The 21,091-nt window shown below is 70.4% G+C and carries 17 protein-coding genes and 1 pseudogene; 9 read left to right on the top strand and 9 right to left on the bottom strand.

The window, feature by feature from the left end; genetic code table 11:
• The 3 genes from AB0I98_RS36450 to AB0I98_RS36440 all read right to left on the bottom strand — a co-directional run.
• Positions 1 to 1,119: FtsX-like permease family protein (locus tag AB0I98_RS36450; protein WP_362949377.1), on the bottom strand; the 1,119-nt coding region annotated here is incomplete at its 3' end.
• Between the two features lie 284 nt (positions 1,120 to 1,403).
• Entirely contained in the window at positions 1,404 to 2,153 is a 750-nt protein-coding gene (locus AB0I98_RS36445) for an ABC transporter ATP-binding protein (protein ID WP_362949376.1), read from the bottom strand.
• Entirely contained in the window at positions 2,150 to 2,665 is a 516-nt protein-coding gene (locus tag AB0I98_RS36440; RefSeq protein ID WP_210575785.1) for a PadR family transcriptional regulator, read from the bottom strand. Before AB0I98_RS36440 ends, AB0I98_RS36445 begins: the two co-directional genes overlap by 4 nt.
• A 125-nt stretch (positions 2,666 to 2,790) precedes the next feature.
• Between AB0I98_RS36440 and AB0I98_RS36435 the strand changes: the two genes are divergently transcribed.
• The 6 genes and pseudogenes from AB0I98_RS36435 to AB0I98_RS36410 all read left to right on the top strand — a co-directional run.
• A complete protein-coding gene (locus AB0I98_RS36435) occupies positions 2,791 to 4,062 on the top strand; it encodes an ABC transporter substrate-binding protein (RefSeq protein ID WP_362949375.1) in 1,272 nt (423 codons plus the stop codon).
• Between the two features lie 135 nt (positions 4,063 to 4,197).
• On the top strand, positions 4,198 to 6,087 hold the full coding sequence (locus AB0I98_RS36430) for a glycoside hydrolase family 13 protein (protein ID WP_362949373.1): 1,890 nt from the start codon (positions 4,198 to 4,200) through the stop codon (positions 6,085 to 6,087).
• Entirely contained in the window at positions 6,084 to 7,409 is a 1,326-nt protein-coding gene (locus AB0I98_RS36425) for an ABC transporter substrate-binding protein (RefSeq protein WP_362949372.1), read from the top strand. The genes AB0I98_RS36430 and AB0I98_RS36425 overlap by 4 nt, the downstream gene beginning before the upstream one ends.
• Positions 7,410 to 7,414: 5 nt before the next feature.
• Positions 7,415 to 8,773, top strand: coding sequence for an ABC transporter permease subunit (locus AB0I98_RS36420; protein ID WP_362949371.1), 1,359 nt, complete (start codon positions 7,415 to 7,417; stop codon positions 8,771 to 8,773).
• Positions 8,770 to 9,609, top strand: coding sequence for a carbohydrate ABC transporter permease (locus AB0I98_RS36415; RefSeq protein WP_362949369.1), 840 nt, complete (start codon positions 8,770 to 8,772; stop codon positions 9,607 to 9,609). The genes AB0I98_RS36420 and AB0I98_RS36415 overlap by 4 nt, the downstream gene beginning before the upstream one ends.
• 45 nt (positions 9,610 to 9,654) lie before the next feature.
• Positions 9,655 to 10,203, top strand: a pseudogene (locus AB0I98_RS36410) (thioredoxin domain-containing protein); the annotation flags it as partial.
• A gap of 85 nt (positions 10,204 to 10,288) precedes the next feature.
• Here the strand turns inward: AB0I98_RS36410 and pgl are convergent.
• The 5 genes from pgl to tkt are packed head-to-tail and all read right to left on the bottom strand — an operon-like array spanning position 10,289 to position 17,008.
• Positions 10,289 to 11,071 (bottom strand): 6-phosphogluconolactonase, encoded by a 783-nt coding sequence (gene pgl, locus AB0I98_RS36405; protein ID WP_362949368.1) that lies wholly within the window; start codon positions 11,069 to 11,071, stop codon positions 10,289 to 10,291.
• Positions 11,068 to 12,228: a glucose-6-phosphate dehydrogenase assembly protein OpcA gene (opcA, locus tag AB0I98_RS36400; protein ID WP_362949367.1), complete on the bottom strand. Its 1,161-nt coding sequence runs from the start codon at positions 12,226 to 12,228 to the stop codon at positions 11,068 to 11,070. The genes pgl and opcA overlap by 4 nt, the downstream gene beginning before the upstream one ends.
• Positions 12,225 to 13,763, bottom strand: a complete 1,539-nt coding sequence (gene zwf, locus AB0I98_RS36395; RefSeq protein WP_362949365.1) for a glucose-6-phosphate dehydrogenase — start codon at positions 13,761 to 13,763, stop codon at positions 12,225 to 12,227. Before zwf ends, opcA begins: the two co-directional genes overlap by 4 nt.
• A gap of 4 nt (positions 13,764 to 13,767) precedes the next feature.
• Positions 13,768 to 14,886: a transaldolase gene (tal, locus tag AB0I98_RS36390; RefSeq protein WP_362949363.1), complete on the bottom strand. Its 1,119-nt coding sequence runs from the start codon at positions 14,884 to 14,886 to the stop codon at positions 13,768 to 13,770.
• 34 nt (positions 14,887 to 14,920) lie between these two features.
• Complete coding sequence (gene tkt / locus AB0I98_RS36385) at positions 14,921 to 17,008, bottom strand: transketolase (protein ID WP_362949362.1); 2,088 nt, start codon at positions 17,006 to 17,008, stop codon at positions 14,921 to 14,923.
• A 401-nt stretch (positions 17,009 to 17,409) separates the two neighbouring features.
• On the opposite strand from tkt, the gene AB0I98_RS36380 reads away from it, so the two are divergent.
• The 3 genes from AB0I98_RS36380 (at position 17,410) to AB0I98_RS36370 (ending at position 20,040) form a co-directional block, all read left to right on the top strand.
• On the top strand, positions 17,410 to 18,363 hold the full coding sequence (locus AB0I98_RS36380; protein WP_362949387.1) for a heme o synthase: 954 nt from the start codon (positions 17,410 to 17,412) through the stop codon (positions 18,361 to 18,363).
• Positions 18,364 to 18,423: 60 nt separating this feature from the next.
• On the top strand, positions 18,424 to 18,744 hold the full coding sequence (locus AB0I98_RS36375) for a hypothetical protein (RefSeq protein WP_362949360.1): 321 nt from the start codon (positions 18,424 to 18,426) through the stop codon (positions 18,742 to 18,744).
• 189 nt (positions 18,745 to 18,933) lie between these two features.
• Positions 18,934 to 20,040, top strand: a complete 1,107-nt coding sequence (locus AB0I98_RS36370) for an amidohydrolase family protein (protein WP_362949359.1) — start codon at positions 18,934 to 18,936, stop codon at positions 20,038 to 20,040.
• Between the two features lie 20 nt (positions 20,041 to 20,060).
• On the opposite strand, the gene AB0I98_RS36365 is transcribed toward AB0I98_RS36370, so the two are convergent.
• Entirely contained in the window at positions 20,061 to 21,080 is a 1,020-nt protein-coding gene (locus AB0I98_RS36365) for a COX15/CtaA family protein (protein WP_362949357.1), read from the bottom strand.
• Positions 21,081 to 21,091 lie beyond the last annotated feature (11 nt).

Genomic DNA, 21,091 nt, shown 5'->3' with positions numbered 1-21,091 from the left:
GGCGGTCCGCGGCACGGGCACCGGGGACACCCGGCCCGCTCGCCAGGCCGCGAGCCCGGTGGTCGCGGCGATGAACAGCACGGCGCCCACCGGTATCGCCAGCAGCGCGGCGGTGTGCCCCGGCAGCCCCTGCCACACGCCGACCGCGTCACCGAGCCGACCCGGGATCCGGGGGCCCAGCGCCTGGGTGACCGCCGCCGCGGTCACCGCGCCGAGCAGGGCGTAGGCGACGTGCTGGAGCAGGAAGACGCGGACGACCTGGCCGGGCGTGAAGCCGATCGCCTTCAGGACCGAGATGTCGCGCAGATGGCCCCGGATGCGGGTGCCGATCGCCCCGTGCACGGCGAGTCCGGCGGCGAGCAGGGCGCCGAGTCCGAACAGACCGAGCACCTGGCCCAGGAGCCGGGTGTCGCCCTGTGCCTCGGACCGGGCCTGCTGCCAGGTGGTGACCTCGCTGACCGCGCCGGCGCCGAGCACGGTGACGGCGCGCTGGACGGCGTAGTCCGTTTCGTCCGGGTCCGCCAGGCGCAGTCCGGTCACCTCGCCGTCCGGGGCGCGCACGGCGGACGGCAGCGCCCATACGAGTCCGGCGCGCTCGCCGGGGCGGTAGCGCGGTTCGGCGCTGTCGGCGATCCCGGCGACGGTCAGGGTGCGTGCGGTGCCGGGCAGGGCGAGGACGTCTCCGGGCTCGGCGAGCAGGGCGCGGGCCAGGTGGCTCTCCAGCACCACGCCGTCGGGGTGTGCGTCGTCCAGCCAGCGGCCGGAGGTGAGCAGCGGGCGCCCTATGGCGGGCCGGGCGGTCGTGCCGCGCAGCTCGACGGAGGCGCGCACGCCGCGGGAGGCGAGGGTGGCCGACTCGGTCGGATAGGGGCCGGCGACGGACTCGACGCCGTCCAGAGCCGCGAGCTCGCGTGCGTCGGCGGAGGGGCCGGTGTGGATCCACACGTGCGCGTCCCGCGACTGTGCGAACACGCGCTGCCAGGGGTTGGTCGCGTAGCCGAAGAGCGCCGTCGCAAGGAGCAGGGAGACGACGACTCCGGCGGTGGCGAGCACGATGAACAGTGCCTCGCCGCGGTGCGTGCGCAGATCGGAGTGCACCCAGCGCAGGGTTGCTCGCATGGGCCTCAGCCTTTCGAGCCGGGTGCGGCGGGGCGGCTGATCCGAGGGTTCCGCGGGGCCGATCGTCTCCACCCGGGTGCGGTGGGGCGGCTGTGGTGGAGGCGGGGTATCCGCAGGGTCGGCTGTTTCGGCTCGCGTACGCCAGGGCGGTCATGGCCGCGCCGGGCGATCCGCGGGGCCGCGTATCCCGGCTCGCGTGCGCCTGGGCGGGCCGGCGCCAGTCCGTCGCGCACCGCTCTGTCGTGCACAGCTTTGTCGTGCACCGCTTCCTCGTACACCGCGGATCAGTCCTTCAGCTCCAGCACCCCGGACGTGCCGACCCGGCGCGACGGTGTGCCGGTCAGTTCCGCGTCGTCCGCGATCCGTCCGTCGAAGAAGCTGATGACCCGGTCCGCGGCGCTGGCCAGCCGGGCGTCGTGGGTGACCAGGACGATCGTCTGGCCGCGCTGGTGGAAGCGGGAGAGCAGCCGCATGACCTCGCGGGTGCCCCGGCTGTCCAGGCTGCCCGCGGGTTCGTCGGCCAGCAGCAGCGGCGGGTGGTTGACCAGGGCGCGGGCCAGTGCGACCCGCTGCTGCTCACCGCCGGACAGCTCGCCCGGCATGCTGCGCTCCTTGCCGGCCAGTCCCAGCTCGTCCAGCAGCGCCTCCCGTTCGGCCCGCGCACGCTTCGGCGGCGTCCCGGCGAGGAGGGCGGGCAGCTCGACGTTGTCCGCGACGGAGAGGTTGGAGACCAGGTTGAAGAACTGGAAGACGATCCCGATGCGCCGGCGCCGCTCCACGGCCCAGCGCGCCTCGGAGTAGGAGTCCGTGCACTCGCCGTCCAGCCAGATGCTGCCGCCGTCCGGCCGTTGCAGCCCGCCGAGCAGATGCAGCAGCGTCGACTTGCCGGCGCCGGACGGGCCGGTGACGGCCACGAACTCGCCGCGCGTCACACACAGATCGACCCCGCGTACGGCATGTGCCGGGGCACCCTCGCCGTGGTGCGTCTTGACCAGGCCCTCGGCGCGCAGCAGAGGAGTGGGGCTCTCGCTCACTCCGACTCCTCCAGTTCCTCCTGGCAGCGTTCCAACCAGTCGAGGTCGGCCTGCAGATGCAGCATCGCGCCCTCGATCAGCAGGTGGGCGACACGGTTGTCCCGGTCCTCGGTGGCGGCCAGCTTCGACAGGCTGCGCATGGTGTTCAGATACTGGCGCCGCTGTTTGTTGATCAGCGCGATCTGGTCGGCCAGACCGGTCTGCGGGGCGAGCACGAGCTTCATGAAGAACTCGTCCCGTACCCGGGGCTCGTCCGCCGTCTCCTCGTACCAGGCGTGCAGCGCCTCGCGCCCGGCGTCGGTGAGGTGGTAGATCTTCTTGTTCGGCCGGCTCGACTGCTCGACCTCTTCGCCTTCGATCAGTCCCGTCTTCTCGAGGCGGCCGAGGGTGACGTAGATCTGGCCGATGTTCGGCTGAGGGTACGCGGAGCCCAGCAGTTGCTCAAGGTCCTGCTTGAGCTCGTAGCCGTGGGCCGGACCGCGCGCGAGGAGTGCCAGGAGCGGCAGGCGCACTCGTCCCTCTCCTCCCCGCGTCCTTGTAATGTGCTGCAGACCCTAGTATCGCCCATACCTAACAGGTATACATGGCCTCTGACTCCGGGCGAAGGGGTCCGGCGCCGGTGCACAGGGAGGAACCTATGCGGTGGATACACGCCGCCGGTAGGGGCCTTCTCGTCCTCGTCGTGATCTTGACGGGGTATGTGGCCTCGGGCGCACGGGCCGAGGAGCCGGCCGCGGGCGACCGGGGACCCCTGACCCTCGCCACCGCCGGAGACCTCACCGGCTACCTCGGCCCTCTGCTGGCGGGATGGAACCGCGCCCATCCCGATGAGAAGGTGACGCTGGTCGAGCTGCCGGACTCGGCCGACGAGACCCGCGCACAGATGATCACCGACCTGCGTGGCGGCGACCGCGGCCGCTTCGACGTCCTCAACATCGACGTCGCCTGGACCTCCGAGTTCGCGGCCGCCGGCTGGATCCGCCCGCTGGAACACGACCGCTTCCCGCTCGGCTCCTTCCTGCCCCCGGTCGTCGACACGGCGACCTACGACCGGCGGCTGTACGCCGTCCCGTACGTCACCAACGCCGGGCTGCTGCTCTACCGCAAGGACGTCCTCGCGAGGGAGGGCCTGCCGCCGCCGCGCACCTGGACCGAGCTGGAACGGGTCGCGAAGACCGTCGCCCCGAAGTACGGACTCGACGGCTACGCCGGCCAGTTCCTGCCGTACGAGGGTCTGACCGTCAACGCGGCCGAGGCCGTGTACTCGGCCGGGGGCACGATCCTGGGCGATGAGGGCGAACGAGTCACCGTGAACTCGAACGCGGCCCGCGAGGGCATCGGGTTCCTCGCTCGCGGGGTGCGCGAGGGCTGGATTCCGCGGCGGGCGCTGACCTACAAGGAAGAGGAGTCCAAGCAGGCCTTCCTCGACGGCCGTCTGCTGTTCCTGCGCAACTGGCCCTACGCGTACGCCGCCGCCTCCGCCGCGGGATCCCCGCTGGCCGGGAAGGTCGGGGCCGTGTCCCTGCCCGGTCCCGACCGGCCGGGCGCGAGCGTGCTCGGCGGCTCCAACCTGGCCGTCAGCACTCATGCGCGGCACCCCGACACGGCCGCGCGCCTGCTCGCGTACCTCACCAGCGAGCCCGTCCAGCGCCAGGTCCTCACACACGGGGCGTTGCCGCCGGTACGTGCGCATCTCTACGACGATCCCGCGCTCGTCCGGCGCTTTCCCTATCTGCCGATCCTGCGCGAGAGCGTGCTCACGGCCGCTCCGCGCCCCAAGAGCCCGCGCTACGACCAGGTCAGCCTGGCGGTGCAGGCGGCCGTGCAGGACGCGATGACCGGGCGCGAGACGCCCGGGGGAGCGGTGCGACGGATGGCACGCGAGCTGGCGATCATCTCCAGTCGCTAGTTACTTGTTAGGTAACGGCGTCATCTCATCTGGCGCCCAGATGCCCCAAAGTGTCCCTAATTGTTGAGCCAACTCGCCAGTATCCTTTGTTTCTTTCATTGACACCTCTGCGATACGCCTACATAACATGCATGCATGTTGAGTAAGTACCGCCGCTGGTGGCGTGACGCGGTGATCTACCAGGTGTACGTCCGCAGCTTCCTGGACAGCACCGGTGACGGCATCGGCGATCTCGCGGGCGTCCGGGCCGGACTGCCGTATCTGAAGAAGCTCGGCGTCGACGGGATCTGGCTGAGCCCCTTCTACCCCTCGCCCCAGCACGACCACGGCTACGACGTGGCCGACTACTGCGATGTCGACCCGCTCTTCGGCGACCTCGCCGAGTTCGACCTGCTGATGGCGACGGCCCGGCGGCTCGGCATCAAGGTGCTGCTCGACATCGTCCCCAACCACTGCTCCAGCGAGCATCCGTGGTTCCGTGAGGCACTCGCCGCCGCACCCGGCAGCGCGGCCCGCGCCCGCTTCCACTTCGCCGACGGCCGTGGACCCGACGGCGCCGAACCGCCCAACAACTGGCACTCGATGTTCGGCGGCCCGGCCTGGACCCGCGTCACCGAGGCGGACGGGCGGCCCGGCCAGTGGTACTTGCACATGTTCGCGCCCGAGCAGCCCGACTGGAACTGGCGCAACCACGAGACCGGCGCCGAGTTCGACCGGATCCTCCGTTTCTGGCTGGACCGGGGCATCGACGGCTTCCGTATCGACGTCGCGGCCGGTCTCTTCAAGCACCCGGAGCTGCCCGACTCGGACGACCCGGAGGCCGACGCCCGCACCCGCGACTCGGTCAACCCGCTCGCCTGGAACCAGCCCGAGGTGCACGACGTGTGGCGGCACTGGCGGGCCGTGTGCGAGGAATACGCCGCCCGCGACGGCCGCGAGCGGCTGCTGGTCGGCGAGGTGTCCGTCCCGACGGCCCGAGAGCACGCCGAGTACGTCCGCTCCGACGAGCTCCACCAGGCCTTCTTCTTCGACCTGCTCAGCGCCCCGTGGGAGGCCGGCGCCTTCCGCAAGGTCATCTCCGAGGCGATGCAGGACATAGCCGGCACGGGTTCGACGGTCACCTGGGTCCTCAACAACCACGACCAGGTCCGCACCGTCACCCGCTACGGCGAACCGGCCACCGAAGGCAGCGGACCAGGGCCTGCGTCGGAAGTGGCGCCTGCCGCGCGACGCCTGGCACGCGCCCCCATCCTCGAACCGGCTTCGCACGGCTCGGACGGGGGGACCCCCTTCGCCGCACCGGGCGAAAGCCCAAGTACGTCCAGTACGAGGGCTTCCGCCCGGCACGCCGAGAGCACGTACCAGACGCCGCCCGGCCCGCCCTTCGGGCGGACGACGCCACTTCCGACGCAGGCCCTGGGCGCCGCCCGCGCCCGCGCCGCCGCGCTGCTGATGCTGGCGCTGCCCGGAGCCGCGTACATCTACCAGGGGGAGGAGCTGGGCCTGCCCGAGGTCGTCGACCTGCCCGACGATGTGCTCACCGACCCGATCTTCCGCCGGACCGGCAGCCGGGCCCGGATCCGGGACGGCTGCCGGGTGCCGCTGCCCTGGTCGGGGCAGGCGTCGCCGTTCGGCTTCACCTCCGGGGTGGAGGGCGCCAAGCCGTGGCTGCCGCAGCCGGAGTGGTTCGCCGAGCACGCCACCGACCGGGCCCTCGCCGACACCCGCTCCTTCTGGCACCTGTACCGCGACGGCCTCCAGCTGCGCGCATCCCTGCCCCAGTTGGGCGAGGGAACGCTGCGCTGGCTGGACACCCCGCCGGGTGTCCTCGCCTTCGTCCGCGGCGACGACCTGGTCTGCGCCGTCAACTTCACCACCGCGCCCGTGCCCGCGCCGGTCTCCGGCACCCCGCTGCTGTCCAGCGGGCCCTGCCCGGCGGCCGGGGTGCTGCCCGGCTCGACGACCGCCTGGTGGATCAGTGACCTCCCGTCCATTCCCCACCCTCTGAAGGGACATCAACGATGATGCGACGACGTACCACCCTCCTCACCGGCTGCATCGGCCTCGTACTGGCGCTCGGCGCCACCGCCTGTGGCGCCGGCCCGGTCACGGCGGGCGGCGGCGACAAGGCGCTCAGTGGCCAGACGGTCACCGTGGCCGGTGTCTGGTCCGGCAGTGAGCAGGAGAACTTCCAGAAGGTGCTCGACGCCTTCGGCGAGAAGACCGGCGCGAAGACCCAGTTCGTGTCCACCGGGGACAACGTCTCCACCGTCGTCGGCAGCAAGATCGAGGGCGGCAACGCCCCCGACGTCGTGATGGTCCCGCAGGTCGGCGTGCTCCAGCAGTTCGCGAAGGAAGGCTGGCTCAAGCCGCTGTCCAAGACCACCCAGAAGTCCGTCGGCGCCAACTACGCCGATGTCTGGAAGACGTACGGCAGCGTCGACGGCACCCTCTACGGCCTGTACTTCAAGGCCGCCCACAAGTCGACCGTCTGGTACAGCCCCGACGCCCTCGCCCAGGCCGGCGTCGAGCCGCCGAAGTCGTACGACGAGATGCTGAAGGCCGGGCAGACCGTCTCCGACTCCGGGCTTGCCGCGTTCTCGGTCGCCGGGCAGGACGGCTGGACGCTCACCGACTGGTTCGAGAACGTCTACCTGTCCCAGGCCGGACCCGAGAAGTACGACGCCCTGGCCGCCCACGAGTTGAAGTGGACGGACGCCAGTGTGGTCGACGCGCTCACCACGCTCGGCACGCTCTTCAAGGACAAGCAGCTGGTCGCGGGCGGGCAGAAGGGGGCCCTCAACACCGACTTCCCGGGCTCGGTGGAGAAGGTGTTCGGGCCGAAGCCCGAGGCCGGCATGGTCTACGAGGGCGACTTCGTGGCCGGGGTGGCCAAGGACCAGTTCGGCAAGAGCATCGGCGAGGACGCGAACTTCTTCCCGTTCCCGGCGGTCGAAGGCGGCACCGCGCCCGTCGTCAGCGGCGGCGACGCGGCCGTCGTCCTCAAGGACGGCAAGAACGCCGAGGCGGGCATGAAGCTCCTGGAGTACCTCGCGACCCCCGAGGCCGCGGCCGTGTGGGCCGAGGCGGGCGGCTTCCTCTCCCCGAACAAGGGGCTCGACCTCACCTCCTACGGCGACGCCGTCACCCGGGCCACCGCCAAGTCCCTGGTCGACGCGGGCGACTCGGTCCGCTTCGACATGTCCGACCAGGCGCCGGCGGCGTTCGGCGGCACCAAGGGCGCCGGCGAGTGGAAGATCCTCCAGGACTTCCTGCGCGACCCCTCGGACCCGAAGGCGACCGCGGCCGGGCTGGAGAAGGCGGCGGCCAAGGCGTACGGGAACTGACCGCCATGACCGCGACCCTCGTGAAAGAGACGAGCCCCCCGGCCGCCGCCGGTGCCGGACGCGTCCGGCGCTCGCGGCGGCGGGGGCGGATCGTCGCCCTGCTGTTCGTCTTCCCCGCCCTGCTCCTGCTCGGCGCCCTCGTCGTCTACCCGGTGCTGTTCTCCGTCGGCCGCAGCTTCTTCGACGCGTCCGGGACACAGTTCGTCGGCGGCGACAACTACACCGAGATGTTCCGCGACCCGGCGACCTTCAAGGCCGTACGCAACACCGCGATCTGGGTCGTCGTGGCGCCGACGCTGCTGACCGGGCTGGGGCTGATCCTGGCCGTCCTGGTGGAGAAGGTCCGCTGGGCGACGGCGTTCAAGCTGCTGCTGTTCATGCCGATGGCGGTGTCCTTCCTCGCCGCCGGCATCATCTTCCGGCTCGCCTACGACGAGGATCCCGACAAGGGCGTGCTGAACGCCGCGGTCGTCGGCGTCCACGACGCCTTCCAGGGCACGTCGTCGTATCCGACGGCCCGGGCGCGCGACGGTCAGGGGATGGCCAAGGAGGCGAGCGGGGCGTACCGGACGACCGCGGACGTCTCGCCGGGGGACACGGTGGCGCTCGGCCTGGTCGGTGTGCTGCCCGGCGATGTGCCGGACGGCGCCGAGCCCGCGCACGCGGCGGCCGGGCAGAAGGCCGCCAACAGTGAGCTGCGCGGAGTCGTGTATCTGGACTTCACGCCCGGCGGGGGAGGGGAGCAGGGGCGCGTCGACCGGCGGGAGAGCGGGCTGCCGGAGATGACGGTCGAGGCGGTGCGCGACGGGAGAGCGGTCGGTACGACGACCACCGCGTCCGACGGCTCCTTCCGCTTCGAGGGGCTGCGCGAGGGGTCGTACACCGTGAAACTGCCCGCCTCGAACTTCGCCCCGCCCTACGACGGCGTCTCCTGGCTGGGGCCCGCGCTCGTGACGCCCGCGATCATCGGGGCGTATCTGTGGATCTGGACCGGCTTCGCGATGGTGCTGATCGGCGCGGGACTGTCGACGCTGCCCCGGGACTCGCTGGAGGCGGCCCGGATGGACGGCGCGAACGAGTGGCAGATTTTTCGGAAGATCACCGTGCCGCTGCTCGCACCGGTGCTGACCGTGGTGTTCGTGACCCTGGTGATCAACGTGATGAAGGTCTTCGACCTCGTCTACATCATCGCGCCCGGACCGGTGCAGGAGGACGCGACCGTCCTGGCGACGCAGATGTGGCTGGTGTCCTTCGGCGGGGGCAACGACCAGGGACTCGGCAGCGCGCTCGGCGTCCTGCTCCTGCTCCTGGTGATCCCCGCGATGGTCTTCAACGTCCGCCGTTTCCGAAGGAGTCAGCGATGAACGCCGTCCGACGGGGCCTGGGCAACAGCCTGGTCCAGGCCTTCCTCGTGGTGCTGGGCCTGATCTGGCTCACCCCGCTGGCCGGGCTGTTCCTGTCCTCGCTGCGGTCCGCCGAGGACACGGCGACGGGCGGCTGGTGGACGGTGTTCACCAGCCCCGGCCAACTGTCCTTCGACAACTACTCCGCCCTGCTGGAGAACGCCGGCATCACGCAGGCCTTCTGGAACACCGTGCTGATCTCGGTGCCGACCACGGCGCTGGTCGTCGTCATCGCGGCACTCGCCGGATACGCCTTCGCCTGGCTGGACTTCCCCGGCCGGGAGCCGCTCTTCCTGCTGGTGGTCGCTCTGTTGGTGGTGCCGGTGCAGATCGGCCTGCTGCCGGTGGCCAAACTCTTCGGCCAGCTGGGCCTGTTCGGCACGATCCCGGGCGTCGTGCTCTTCCATGTGGCCTACGGGCTGCCGTTCGCCGTGTTCCTGCTGCGCAACTACTTCGCCGAGATACCGAAGGAGATGCTGGAGGCGGCCCGGATGGACGGCGGCAGCGAGTGGCGCATCTTCCTCCGCCTCGTCCTGCCGGTGGGCCGCCCGGCCGTCGCCAGCCTGGCCATCTTCCAGTTCCTCTGGGTCTGGAACGACATGCTGGTGGCCCTGCTCTTCGCGGACAGCGCCTCCCAGCCGCTCACGGTGGAACTCCAGTCCCAGATACGACAGTTCGGCAGCAACATCGACGTCCTGGCACCGGGCGCCTTTGTGTCGCTGATCGTGCCGGTCGTCGTGTTCTTCGCGTTCCAGCGGCACTTCGTGCAGGGGGTGATGGCGGGGTCGGTCAAGTAACTCAGTGCGATTCCCGTTCGAGTTCCTTCGGCGCCCTACGGCAGCCTGGACGAGGAACCGCGCTGCCCGGTCTGCGAGGAGTTCGAAACCACCGGTGGTGGCCCGGAGTTGCGGAAGGCCACGCTGGCGCGGGATGCGGTCACCGAGTACACCCTGGGCTCGTTCCTCGACGACCGGGTCGGTGGCAGCGGCTCGAAGAAGGCGGTCAACGCGTTGCGGGCCGCCTTGGAGGCGGGCAAGTTCGCCGAGTATCACGAGGTGCTCTACGCCCATCAGCCCGAGGAGGCCGTCGACGGCTTCACCGACGCCTATCTGCTCGAACTGGCCGGCCAGGTCGACGGACTGCGCGGTCCGGCCTTCGATTCCGCTGTCAAGAGCATGAAGTACCGCGCCTTCGTGACCGCCTCCGAGTAGGCCTACGAGCACGCGGACGGCAAGGAGGAGCCCGAGGGTCCGGGCACGCCCACTGCCGTCGTCAACGACGTGCGCATTCCGGTGGAGTACAACGGGCTGCTCTTCGACGCGTCGGCCTTCACCGGACTCCTGGAGCTGATCGGCGAAAGACCGGAGGAGTGGCGGGACTACGCGTTCTGAGCCGAGAGGACCGCATCCTCCGAGCGACGCCGGGCCCCGCCATGATGGCGAGGCCCGGTGTCAACTTCCTTGAGAGGTACGGCCGTTACGGCGAAGCCGGCGGATACAGCGAGCGCGGCAGCTGGGACGCCGCCGCGGCGTCCAGCAGCCACAGGGTGCGCTGTCTGCCGTAGGCACCCGCCGCCGGGGCCTGGACCTCGCCCGCGCCGGACAGGGCGATCGCCGCGGCGTTCGCCTTGTCCTCGCCGGCCGCCAGCAGCCACACCTCGCGGGCCGCGCGGATCGCGGGGAGCGTGAGGGTGACCCGGGTGGGCGGGGGTTTGGGGGCGCCGTGGACGCCGACCACCGTGCGCTCGGTCTCCCGTACGGCGGGCAGTTCCGGGAACAGGGAGGCCACGTGGGTGTCCGGGCCGACGCCCAGCATCAGGACGTCGAACGTGGGCACAGAGCCGTGGTTCTCCGGGCCCGCGGCACGGGCCAGTTCCTCGGCGTAGGCGGCGGCCGCCGCCTCCGCGTCGGCGCCGTGCGGACCGTCCGAGGCGGGCATCGCGTGCACCCGCTTCGGGTCGAGCGGAACCGCGTCCAGCAGGGCCTCGCGGGCCTGCGTGACATTGCGCTCGGGGTCGCCCTCGGGCAGGAACCGCTCGTCGCCCCACCACAGGTCGAGCCGGCCCCAGTCGACGGCGTCCCGGGCGGGGGCGGCGGACAGCGCGGCGAGCAGGCCGTTGCCGTTGCGGCCACCGGTGAGCACGACCGACGCGGAGCCGCGCGAGGCCTGGGCGTCCACGATCTTCGTGATCAGCCGGGCCGCGGCGGCCTGCGCCATCAGTTCCTTGTCGCGGTGCACGACGAGTTGCGGAGTGCTCACTTCGCTGCCGCCTTCTTCACCGGTGCCTCCGCCGTCGCGTCTTTCGCGGGAGCCTTGGCAGCCGACTCGACGGGAGTGCGGACCGCTTCTCCTTTGGCCGGAGATTCTCCTTTGGCCGGCGGCTCCTCAGCTGGTGACTCCTCGGCCTTGGCCACGGCGGCCTCGGCCAGCGCGACGGCCTGCTCCGCCTTGGCCACCGCGGCCTCGGCGCCCCGAACCGCCGACGCGGGCGCCGAGTTCAGCCGCTCCACGCCGAACCGCAGCGCCGACGCATACGTGTCGTCCGGGTCGAGCCGCCGCAGCTCCTCCGCGATCAGCTCGGCCGTCTCCCGCCGCTTCAGCGCCACCGCACGGTCCGGCTGGCCCTCGATGGACAGGGTCGCCAGCGAACCGTCCGCCCGGTCCAGGACGATCGGACCGCAGTTGGTGTCCATGCGGACGGCCGTCAGACCGGGGCCCGACGACAGCGACCGCTTCACGGGGACGTCCAGCCGGTCCGCGAGCCACATCGCCAGCAGCTCACAGCTCGGGTTGAACTCCTCGCCCTCCACCTCGACGGCCTTCACCTCGCAGACGACCTGATCCAGGGCCGCGGCCAGCATCGAACGCCAGGGCGTGATGCGGGTCCACGACAGGTCCGTGTCGCCGGGAGCGTAGGTGTCGGCGCGGGCGCTGAGTTCCCGTACGGGCTGCTCGGCGGCGTAGGTGTCGGTGACCCGGCGCTGCGCCAGGGCGCCCAGGGGGTCGTGGGCCGGGTCGAGGGGTGCGTTGACCGGCCACCACACCACCACCGGCGCGTCCGGCAGCAGCAGCGGCAGGACGACTGACTGGGCGTGGCCCACCACCTCGCCGTACAGCCGCAGCACCACCGTCTCGCCGGTGCCGGCGTCCGCGCCCACCCGCACTTCGGCGTCCAGACGCGAGGCCGTACGGTCGCGCGGGGAGCGGGAAACGCGCTTGATGACGACCAGCGTGCGCGAAGGGTGCTCGTGCGACGCGTCGTTGGCGGCCTTCAGAGCGTCGTAGGCGTTCTCCTCGTCGGTGACGATGACCAGGGTGAGGACCATGCCGACGGCGGGTGTGCCGATGTCGCGGCGGCCCTGGACGAGCGCCTTGTTGATCTTGCTGGCCGTAGTGTCCGTGAGGTCTATCTTCATGGCCGGCGCCAGCTCCGTCCGTCTCGTTCGAGCATGTCGTCCGCCTCGACGGGGCCCCACGTTCCGGCCAGGTACTGCGCGGGCCTGCCGTTGCGGTCCCAGTACTCCTCGATCGGGTCGAGGATCTCCCAGGACAGCTCGACCTCCTCGGTGCGCGGGAAGAGGTTGGAGTCGCCGAGCAGGACGTCCAGGATCAGTCGCTCGTACGCCTCCGGGCTCGACTCCGTGAACGACTCGCCGTACGCGAAGTCCATGGAGACGTCCCGGATCTCCATCGAGGTGCCGGGCACCTTGGAGCCGAAGCGGACGGTGACGCCCTCGTCGGGCTGGACGCGGATGACGATCGCGTTCTTGCCCAGCTCCTCCGTCGCCGTGTGGTCGAAGGGGGAGTGGGGCGCCCGCTGGAAGACGACCGCGATCTCGGTGACGCGGCGGCCGAGCCGCTTGCCGGTGCGCAGATAGAAGGGGACGCCCGCCCAGCGGCGGTTGTCGATCTCCAGCTTGATCGCGGCGTAGGTGTCGGTCTTGGAGTTGGCGTCGATGCCCTCCTCCTGGAGGTACCCGACCGCCTTCTCGCCGCCCTGCCAGCCGGCCGCGTACTGCCCGCGCACGGTGTCCCGGCCCAGGTCCTTCGGCAGCCGCACCGCGCCGAGCACCTTGGTCTTCTCGGCGGCCAGCGCGTCCGCGTCGAAGGAGGCGGGCTCCTCCATGGCGGTCAGCGCCATGAGTTGGAGGAGGTGGTTCTGGATGACGTCACGGGCGGCGCCGATGCCGTCGTAGTAGCCGGCCCGGCCGCCGATGCCGATGTCCTCGGCCATCGTGATCTGGACGTGGTCCACGAAGGACCGGTTCCAGATCGGCTCGAACATCGTGTTGGCGAAGCGCAGCGCCAGGATGTTCTGGACGGTCTCCTTGCCCAGGTAGTGGTCGATACGGAAGACCTGGTCCGGGGCGAAGACCTCCTCGACGGTCGAGTTGAGTTCCTCGGCCGACTTCAGGTCGTGGCCGAACGGCTTCTCGATGACCGCACGCCGCCAGGAACCGCTCGTCTGGTCGGCGAGGCCGTGCTTCTTCAGCTGCTGGATGACCACCGGGAAGGAACGCGGCGGCACCGACAGATAGAAGGCGAAGTTGCCGCCCGTGCCCTGGGCCTTGTCCAGCTCCTCGATGGTGGCGCGCAGCCGCTCGAACGCGTCGTCGTCGTCGAAGGTGCCCTGGACGAAGCGCATCCCCTGGATGAGCTGCTGCCAGACCTCCTCGCGGAACGGCGTACGGGCGTGCTCCTTGACGGCGTCATGGACCTCCTGCGCGAAGTCCTCGTTCTGCCACTCGCGGCGCGCGAAGCCGACCAGGGAGAAACCCGGCGGAAGCAGACCCCGGTTGGCGAGGTCGTACACCGCGGGCATCAGCTTCTTCCGGGACAAATCGCCCGTGACACCAAAGATGACCAGGCCCGACGGCCCCGCGATACGCGGGAGCCGTCGGTCGGCGGGGTCACGAAGCGGATTCGCTCCGGAACCGGAGACAGGGGTCAAGGTGTCAGCCCTCCGAAGGGGCGAGGCGCTCCAGGACCGCCTCGGTCGACTTGAGCAGGTCGTTCCAGGACGCCTCGAACTTGTCGACGCCCTCGTCCTCCAGCACCTGGACCACGTCGTCGTACGCGATCCCGAGCGCCTCGACCGCGTCGAGGTCGGCGCGCGCCTGCTCGTAGGTCCCGGCGATGGTGTTGCCGGTGATCTCGCCGTGCTCCTCGGTGGCCTGAAGCGTGGCCTCCGGCATGGTGTTCACCGTGTTCGGGGCGACCAGGTCGTCGACGTACAGGGTCGGCTTGTACGCCGGGTCCTTCACGCCGGTCGAGGCCCACAGCGGACGCTGCTTGTTGGCGCCCGCGTTCTCCAGCGCGCTCCAGCGGTCCGTCGAGAAGACCTCCTCGTACGCCTGGTAGGCGAGACGCGCGTTGGCGACGGCGGACTTGCCCCGCAGCGCCTTGGCCTCGTCGGTGCCGAGCGCGTCGAGCCGCTTGTCGATCTCGGTGTCCACGCGGGACACGAAGAAGGAGGCCACCGAGTGGATCAAGGAGAGGTCCAGGCCCTTGGCCTTGGCCTTCTCCAGACCCGCCTGGTAGGCGTCCATGACCTCGCGGTAGCGCTCCAGCGAGAAGATCAGCGTGACGTTGACGCTGATGCCGTTGCCGATCACCTCGGTGATCGCCGGCAGGCCCGCCTTGGTCGCCGGGATCTTGATCAGCGTGTTGGGGCGGTCCACCAGCCAGGCCAGCTGCTTGGCCTCGGCGATCGTCGCCTTGGTGTTGTGCGCCAGCCGCGGGTCGACCTCGATCGAGACGCGGCCGTCCTGGCCGCCGGTCGCGTCGAAGACCGGGCGCAGGATGTCGGTGGCGTCGCGGACGTCCGCCGTGGTGATCATGCGGACGGCCTCTTCGACGGTGACCTTGCGGGCGGCGAGATCCTCGAGCTGCTGCTCGTAGCCGTCGCCGCTGCTGATCGCCTTCTGGAAGATGGTCGGGTTGGTGGTGACGCCCACGACGTGCTGCTCGTCGATCAGTTCGGCGAGGTTGCCGGACGTGATCCGCTTGCGCGACAGGTCGTCCAGCCAGATCGCGACGCCTTCATCGGAGAGGCGCTTCAGTGCGTCTGTCATGGAAAATGCATCTCCTACGTGTCGTATGTGAGCGTCAGCGCTGGGCTGCGGCGATCGATTCCCGGGCGACGGATGCGACGTTCTCGGCAGTGAACCCGAACTCGCGGAAAAGGACCTTGCCGTCGGCCGAAGCACCGAAGTGCTCCAGGGAAACGATGCGACCGGCGTCCCCCACGTACTTGTGCCAGGTGAGTCCGATCCCGGCCTCGACCGCCACGCGCGCCTGCACGGAAGGCGGCAGGACGCTGTCCCGGTACCCCTGGTCCTGCTCCTCGAACCACTCCACGGACGGCATGGACACCACCCGCGTCGGCACCCCGTCGGCCTCCAGCTGCTCGCGCGCCCCGACGGCGACGTGCACCTCGGAACCGGTCGCGATCAGGATGACCTCCGGCGTGCCCGTGGACGCCTCGAACATCACGTAACCACCGCGCGCGGCATCCTCGTTGTGCTCGTACGTCGGCACGCCCTGCCGGGTCAGCGCGAGGCCGTGCGGGGCGCCCTTGCCGAAGACCTTGGTGTAGCGCTTGAGGATCTCGCGCCAGGCGATGGCGGTCTCGTTGGCGTCGGCGGGCCGCACGATGTTCAGGCCGGGGATGGCGCGCAGCGAGGCGAGGTGCTCGACCGGCTGGTGCGTCGGGCCGTCCTCGCCGAGACCGATGGAGTCGTGCGTCCACACGTACGTCACCGGCAGGTGCATCAGGGCCGACAGACGGACGGCGTTGCGCATGTAGTCGGAGAAGACGAGGAACGTGCCGCCGTAGATACGGGTGTTGCCGTGCAGCGCGATGCCGTTCATCTCCGCGGCCATGGAGTGCTCGCGGATGCCGAAGTGGATCGTCCGGCCGTACGGGTCGGCCTCCGGGAGCGGGTTGTCCGCCGGGAGGAACGACGACGTCTTGTCGATGGTGGTGTTGTTGGAGCCGGCCAGGTCGGCGGAACCGCCCCACAGCTCGGGGATGACCGCGCCGAGCGCCTGAAGGATCTTGCCGGACGCGGCGCGTGTGGCGACGCCCTTGCCCGCCTCGAAGACCGGGATCTTCTCCTCCCAGCCGGTCGGCAGCTCGCCCTTGCTGATGCGGTCGAACTCGGCGGCGCGCTCCGGGTTGTTGTTGCGCCACTCCTGGAAGGACTTCTCCCACTCCGCCTTGGCCTGTCGGCCGCGCTCGCCCAGTGCGCGGGTGTGGTTGAGGACCTCGTCCGAGACCTCGAAGGACTGCTCCGGGTCGAAGCCGAGGACGCGCTTGGTGGCGGCCACCTCGTCGTCGCCGAGCGCCGAGCCGTGCGCGGCCTCGGTGTTCTGCGCGTTCGGGGCGGGCCAGGCGATGATCGAGCGCATCGCGATGAAGGACGGCTTGTCCGTCACCTGCTTCGCGGCCTCGATGGCGTTGTAGATGGCGTGCGGGTCGAGGTCGCCGTCCGGCTTCGGGGCGACGCGCTGCACATGCCAGCCGTACGCCTCGTACCGCTTGACGGTGTCCTCGGAGACAGCGGTCTCGGTGTCGCCCTCGATCGAGATGTGGTTGTCGTCCCACAGCAGGATGAGGTTGCCGAGCTTCTGGTGACCGGCCATGGAGGAGGCCTCGGCGGAGATGCCCTCCTGGAGGCAGCCGTCACCGGCGACGCAGTAGACGAAGTGGTCGAAGGGGGAGGTGCCCTCGGCGGCCTCCGGGTCGAACAGACCGCGCTCGTAGCGGGCGGCCATCGCCATGCCCACCGAGTTGGCGACACCCTGGCCGAGCGGGCCGGTGGTGGTCTCCACGCCGGTGGTGTGGCCGTACTCCGGGTGGCCCGGGGTCTTCGAACCCCACGTCCTGAAGGCCTTCAGATCGTCCAGCTCCAGGCCGAAGCCGGCCAGGTACAGCTGGGTGTAGAGGGTCAGGGACGAGTGCCCGGCGGACAGCACGAAGCGGTCGCGTCCGGTCCAGTCGGCGTCCGCCGGGTCGTGCCGCATCACCTTCTGGAAGAGGGTGTAGGCGGCGGGCGCCAGGCTCATCGCCGTACCGGGATGGCCGTTGCCGACCTTCTGTACGGCATCGGCGGCCAGGACGCGGGCGGTGTCGACGGCCCGCTGGTCCAGCTCGGTCCACTCGAGGTCTGTGGTGGTCGGCTTGGTGCTCACCCTGGGTCAGGGCTCCTCTCCACATGTCACGCATGTCGGAACGTCACGCATGTCGCCATGCCGGTGCATGTCATGCACGTCGATTGCCGGTGCTCTCTGCACGCCCCGGCCGTTGTCGAGCCTACCCCCGCAAGTACGCGCGTTTTTTCGAGTCATTCCAGACTGCCGGGGCGGTCCCGGATCCGCCTCCCGACCGGTCCGTTTCGTGTTCGGCATCTGAATACGGAGCCGCTCGGAAGAGTGCTCAATCGAGTGCCTGGGGGCTCGTCCACAGGCGCCGCTCAACACGACCCCACCCCCGCGAATGTCCGGGTCTGGGCAACGTCTACAGTGGCGTGGTACGCGCGAGCCTTTACCGGGACTTCACACGGTTCAGGCTTGCTGGGATGTCTCTGTCAGGGGTGTGCGTGACGGCCGTTGAATCCCGTCCTGCGGGGGTTATCGGGGCGAGCCAGAGCCCGAGCCGGCGGCCGGTAGGGGCCCGGATCAAGGCGTTCGTGGCGCTGACCAAGCCGCGGATCATCGAGCTGCTGCTGATCACCACCGTTCCGGTGATGTTCCTCGCCGAGCAGGGCGTTCCGGACATGAAGCTGGTCCTGCTCACCTGCGTCGGCGGCTATCTCTCCGCGGGCGGCGCCAACGCGCTGAACATGTACATCGACCGTGACATCGACGCGCTCATGGACCGCACCTCGCAGCGCCCCCTCGTCACCGGCATGGTCAGCCCGCGCGAGTGCCTGGTCTTCGGCATCACCCTGGCCATCGTCTCGACGCTCCTGTTCGGCCTGGCCGTCAACTGGCTCTCCGCCTGGCTGTCGCTCGGCGCACTCCTCTTCTACGTCGTCGTCTACACGATGATCCTCAAGCGCCGTACCTCGCAGAACATCGTGTGGGGCGGCATCGCCGGCTGCCTGCCGGTCCTCATCGGCTGGTCGGCCGTCACCAACTCCATGTCGTGGGCGCCGATCATCCTCTTCCTCGTCATGTTCTTCTGGACACCGCCGCACTACTGGCCGCTGTCCATGAAGGTGAAAGAGGACTACGCGCGCGTGGGCGTGCCGATGCTGCCGGTCGTCGCCAGCAACAAGGTGGTCGCCAAGCAGATCGTCCTCTACAGCTGGGTGATGGTCGCGGTGTCCCTGCTGCTGACCCCGCTCGGCTACACGGGCTGGTTCTACACGCTGGTCGCGCTGCTGGCCGGCGGCTTCTGGCTCTGGGAGGCGCACGGTCTGCAAAACCGCGCCAAGGCCGAGGTGACGGGCGCGAAGCTCAAGGAGATGCGGCTGTTCCACTGGTCGATCACCTATGTGTCGATCCTCTTCGTCGCGGTCGCGGTGGACCCGTTCCTGCGCTGACGTACGCATCACACGGCCCTGGTCTCGCCAGCCGATCTACCCGTGAGTAGCATCCTGGCCATGGCAGACACGAAGCAGGTTGACGCGAAGGCCGAGCGCAAAGTGGCCCGGCTCGCCCAGCAGATCAGCACCTTCTCCAAGGCCCACGGCGGCGCCGAGGGACAGATCGCATACATCGGCGAGCGCGGCGCCCGGATCGTCCTCGTCGGTACGGACGGCGGCTGGGGCGACCTGGTGGCCCCCTCCTACGAGATCGCCCAGAAGGCGGTGGAGAAGTCCGGGATCACGGTCCACGAGGACTTCGACGGCGAGTTCGCGGCGAAGGTGACGACGGGGACGTACGAGTGGAAGCGGATGGCGGGCATTCAAATCGGCGGTTGACCAGCGCGCCCAAGGGGCGCGGGGAACTGCGCGACCAGCCACAACGGGCCCGCACTCGCCGCACCACCCGAACCACTCCCAACGTCGGGCGGAGCGGCTCACCCAGCGGAGCACTTCGCGAGCAACACCTGAACGCGGGCTCACCCGTTAGGACCGTAGAAGGACACGGTCCAGCAACGGGGAGCCCGGATGATCGAGATGCCGTCCCTCGTGGACCAGTACTGCCATGGCGTACTGCGGACCGAGCTGGGCCTCGGTACTTTCGAGGCGCAGCTGGCCCGCACCGAGGGCCCGCCCGCGCCCGGTACCACCCTCTTCGACACCCAGACCGGGTTCGCCGTACGGCGTTGGTGCCCCCCGCTGCTCGGCCTGGAACCGCACTGTCCGCCCGCCCGCTATCTCGCCCGGCGCCGTGAACTCGGCGTACTGGAATCGGGCCGCAGACTGCTGCGCGGCAGCGGCATCACGACGTATCTGATCGACACCGGGCTGCCCGGCGACCTCACCGGCCCCGACGAGGTCGCGTCCGCCGCGTCCGCCGAGGCGCGCGAGATCGTACGGCTGGAGCTGCTCGCCGAACAGGTCGCCGACACGTCCGGCACGGTGGAGTCGTTCCTCGCCAACCTCGCCGAATCGGTGCACGGGGCGGCCGGGAGCGCCGTCGCCTTCACGTCCGTAGCGGGCGTACGGCACGGGCTGGCGCTGGCGCCCGAGCCGCCGGGGCCGGGGGAGGTGCGCGGCGCGGCGGGGCGCTGGCTGGCGGGGCGGCGGGTCGGCGGGGAGCTGAGCGACCCGGTGCTGCTGCGGCACCTGCTGTGGATCGCGGTGGCGTCGGGGCTGCCCCTTCAGCTGCATGCCGGGCTCGGCGAACCCGGCTTACGCATCGACCGCACCGACCCCGTCCTGCTCACCGACTTCGTACGGGCCACCGCGGGCCTGGGCACGGACCTCGTCCTGCTGCACAGCTACCCCTACCACCGGCACGCAGCCCACCTCGCCGGCGTCTTCCCGCACGTCTACGCCGACTCCGGCGCCGCCCTGGTGCGCACCGGCGCCCGCGCGGCGACCGTCCTCGCCGAGATCCTCGAACTTGCCCCCTTCGGCAAGATCCTCTTCTCCAGCGGGGCCCAGGGGCTGCCCGAGCTGCATGTGGTGGGGGCACGGCTGTTCCGCGAGGCGCTCGGGCGGGTGCTCGGCGGCTGGGTGGCCGAGGGGGCGTGGTCGCTGGCGGACGCGCAGCGGGTGGCCGGGCTGATCGCGGCCGGGAACGCGCGGCGGGTGTACGGGCTGGAGTGAGCGGACGGACGAGGTGAGCGTCAGGCCCTGGTCAGGGCCGCCTCGGCCGCCGGGCCCGGCACGTCCACGGCGCCCTCGGGCCGCTCCCGCAGCGCCAGCAGCACCCTGAGCGTCCCGATCCACACCAGGCACGAGCCGAACATATGGGCGCCGACCAGGATCTCGGGGAGGTCCGTGAAGTACTGGACGTAGCCGATGGCGCCCTGGGCGAGCAGGATCAGGAACAGCTCGCGGGTGCGGGCCAGCGGGTCCTTGGGGGCGTCGACCGCCTTGAGTACGAACCACAGGGCGAAGGTCAGCGTCACCACGATCCAGGCCAGGACGGCGTGCAGCTTGCTGACGTCCTCCCAGCCCATGCCCATCGGCAGAGCCATGCGCGGCACGTCACTGGAGTCGCCCGCGTGCGGACCCGTGCCGGTGACCACCGTGCCGACGGCGATCAGCAGCGCGGTGACCCCCACCAGGACCCACACCAGCTGCCGCACCACCTTGCCGACCAGCGGACGCGGCACCCCGTCGCCCTCCCGCGTGCGCTGCCACATCACGGTGGCGATCGCGATCAGGGCCGAGGACAGGAGGAAGTGGGCGGCGACCGTGTACGGGTTGAGGCCGACCAGCACCACGATGCCACCGAGCACCGCGTTGCCCATAACGACCCAGAACTGCGCCCAGCCCAGCCGGGTCAGGCTGAGCCGGTACGGCTTCTCGGAACGCACGGCGATGATCGCCCAGCCGACGGCCGCGCAAAGCGCGTACGTCAGCATGCGGTTGCCGAACTCGATGACGCCGTGCAGGCCCATCTCGCTGGTGGTGGTCAGCGAGTCGGCGGTGCACTTGGGCCAGGTCGGACAGCCGAGGCCCGAGCCGGTCAGCCGCACCGCGCCGCCGGTCACCACGATGACCACCGACATGACGAGCGCGGCGAGGGCCGCCCGCTGAACCGTCCGGGGTTGCGGCGTCCAGCGTGCGGCGATGAAGGCGAGCGGGTTGCGCACGGCGGCTACGGCGTCGGCGCGGGTCACGTTTGGCACGGGACCCATCGTAGGGGGCC

This window comes from Streptomyces sp. NPDC050211, assembly GCF_040656035.1.
In the GTDB taxonomy this organism is placed as follows: Bacteria; Actinomycetota; Actinomycetes; order Streptomycetales; family Streptomycetaceae; genus Streptomyces.
This window is presented reverse-complemented; position numbering and strand designations above follow the sequence as displayed.

Coding starts and splice junctions, on each gene's coding strand:
- AB0I98_RS36375 (WP_362949360.1), top strand. CDS start 18,424: ATGGCAGACACGAAGCAGGTTGACGCGAAGGCCGAGCGCAAAGTGGCC.
- AB0I98_RS36365 (WP_362949357.1), bottom strand. CDS start 21,080: ATGGGTCCCGTGCCAAACGTGACCCGCGCCGACGCCGTAGCCGCCGTG.
- AB0I98_RS36430 (WP_362949373.1), top strand. CDS start 4,198: ATGTTGAGTAAGTACCGCCGCTGGTGGCGTGACGCGGTGATCTACCAG.
- AB0I98_RS36425 (WP_362949372.1), top strand. CDS start 6,084: ATGATGCGACGACGTACCACCCTCCTCACCGGCTGCATCGGCCTCGTA.
- AB0I98_RS36420 (WP_362949371.1), top strand. CDS start 7,415: ATGACCGCGACCCTCGTGAAAGAGACGAGCCCCCCGGCCGCCGCCGGT.
- AB0I98_RS36415 (WP_362949369.1), top strand. CDS start 8,770: ATGAACGCCGTCCGACGGGGCCTGGGCAACAGCCTGGTCCAGGCCTTC.
- AB0I98_RS36435 (WP_362949375.1), top strand. CDS start 2,791: ATGCGGTGGATACACGCCGCCGGTAGGGGCCTTCTCGTCCTCGTCGTG.
- AB0I98_RS36370 (WP_362949359.1), top strand. CDS start 18,934: ATGATCGAGATGCCGTCCCTCGTGGACCAGTACTGCCATGGCGTACTG.
- tal (WP_362949363.1), bottom strand. CDS start 14,886: ATGACAGACGCACTGAAGCGCCTCTCCGATGAAGGCGTCGCGATCTGG.
- opcA (WP_362949367.1), bottom strand. CDS start 12,228: ATGAAGATAGACCTCACGGACACTACGGCCAGCAAGATCAACAAGGCG.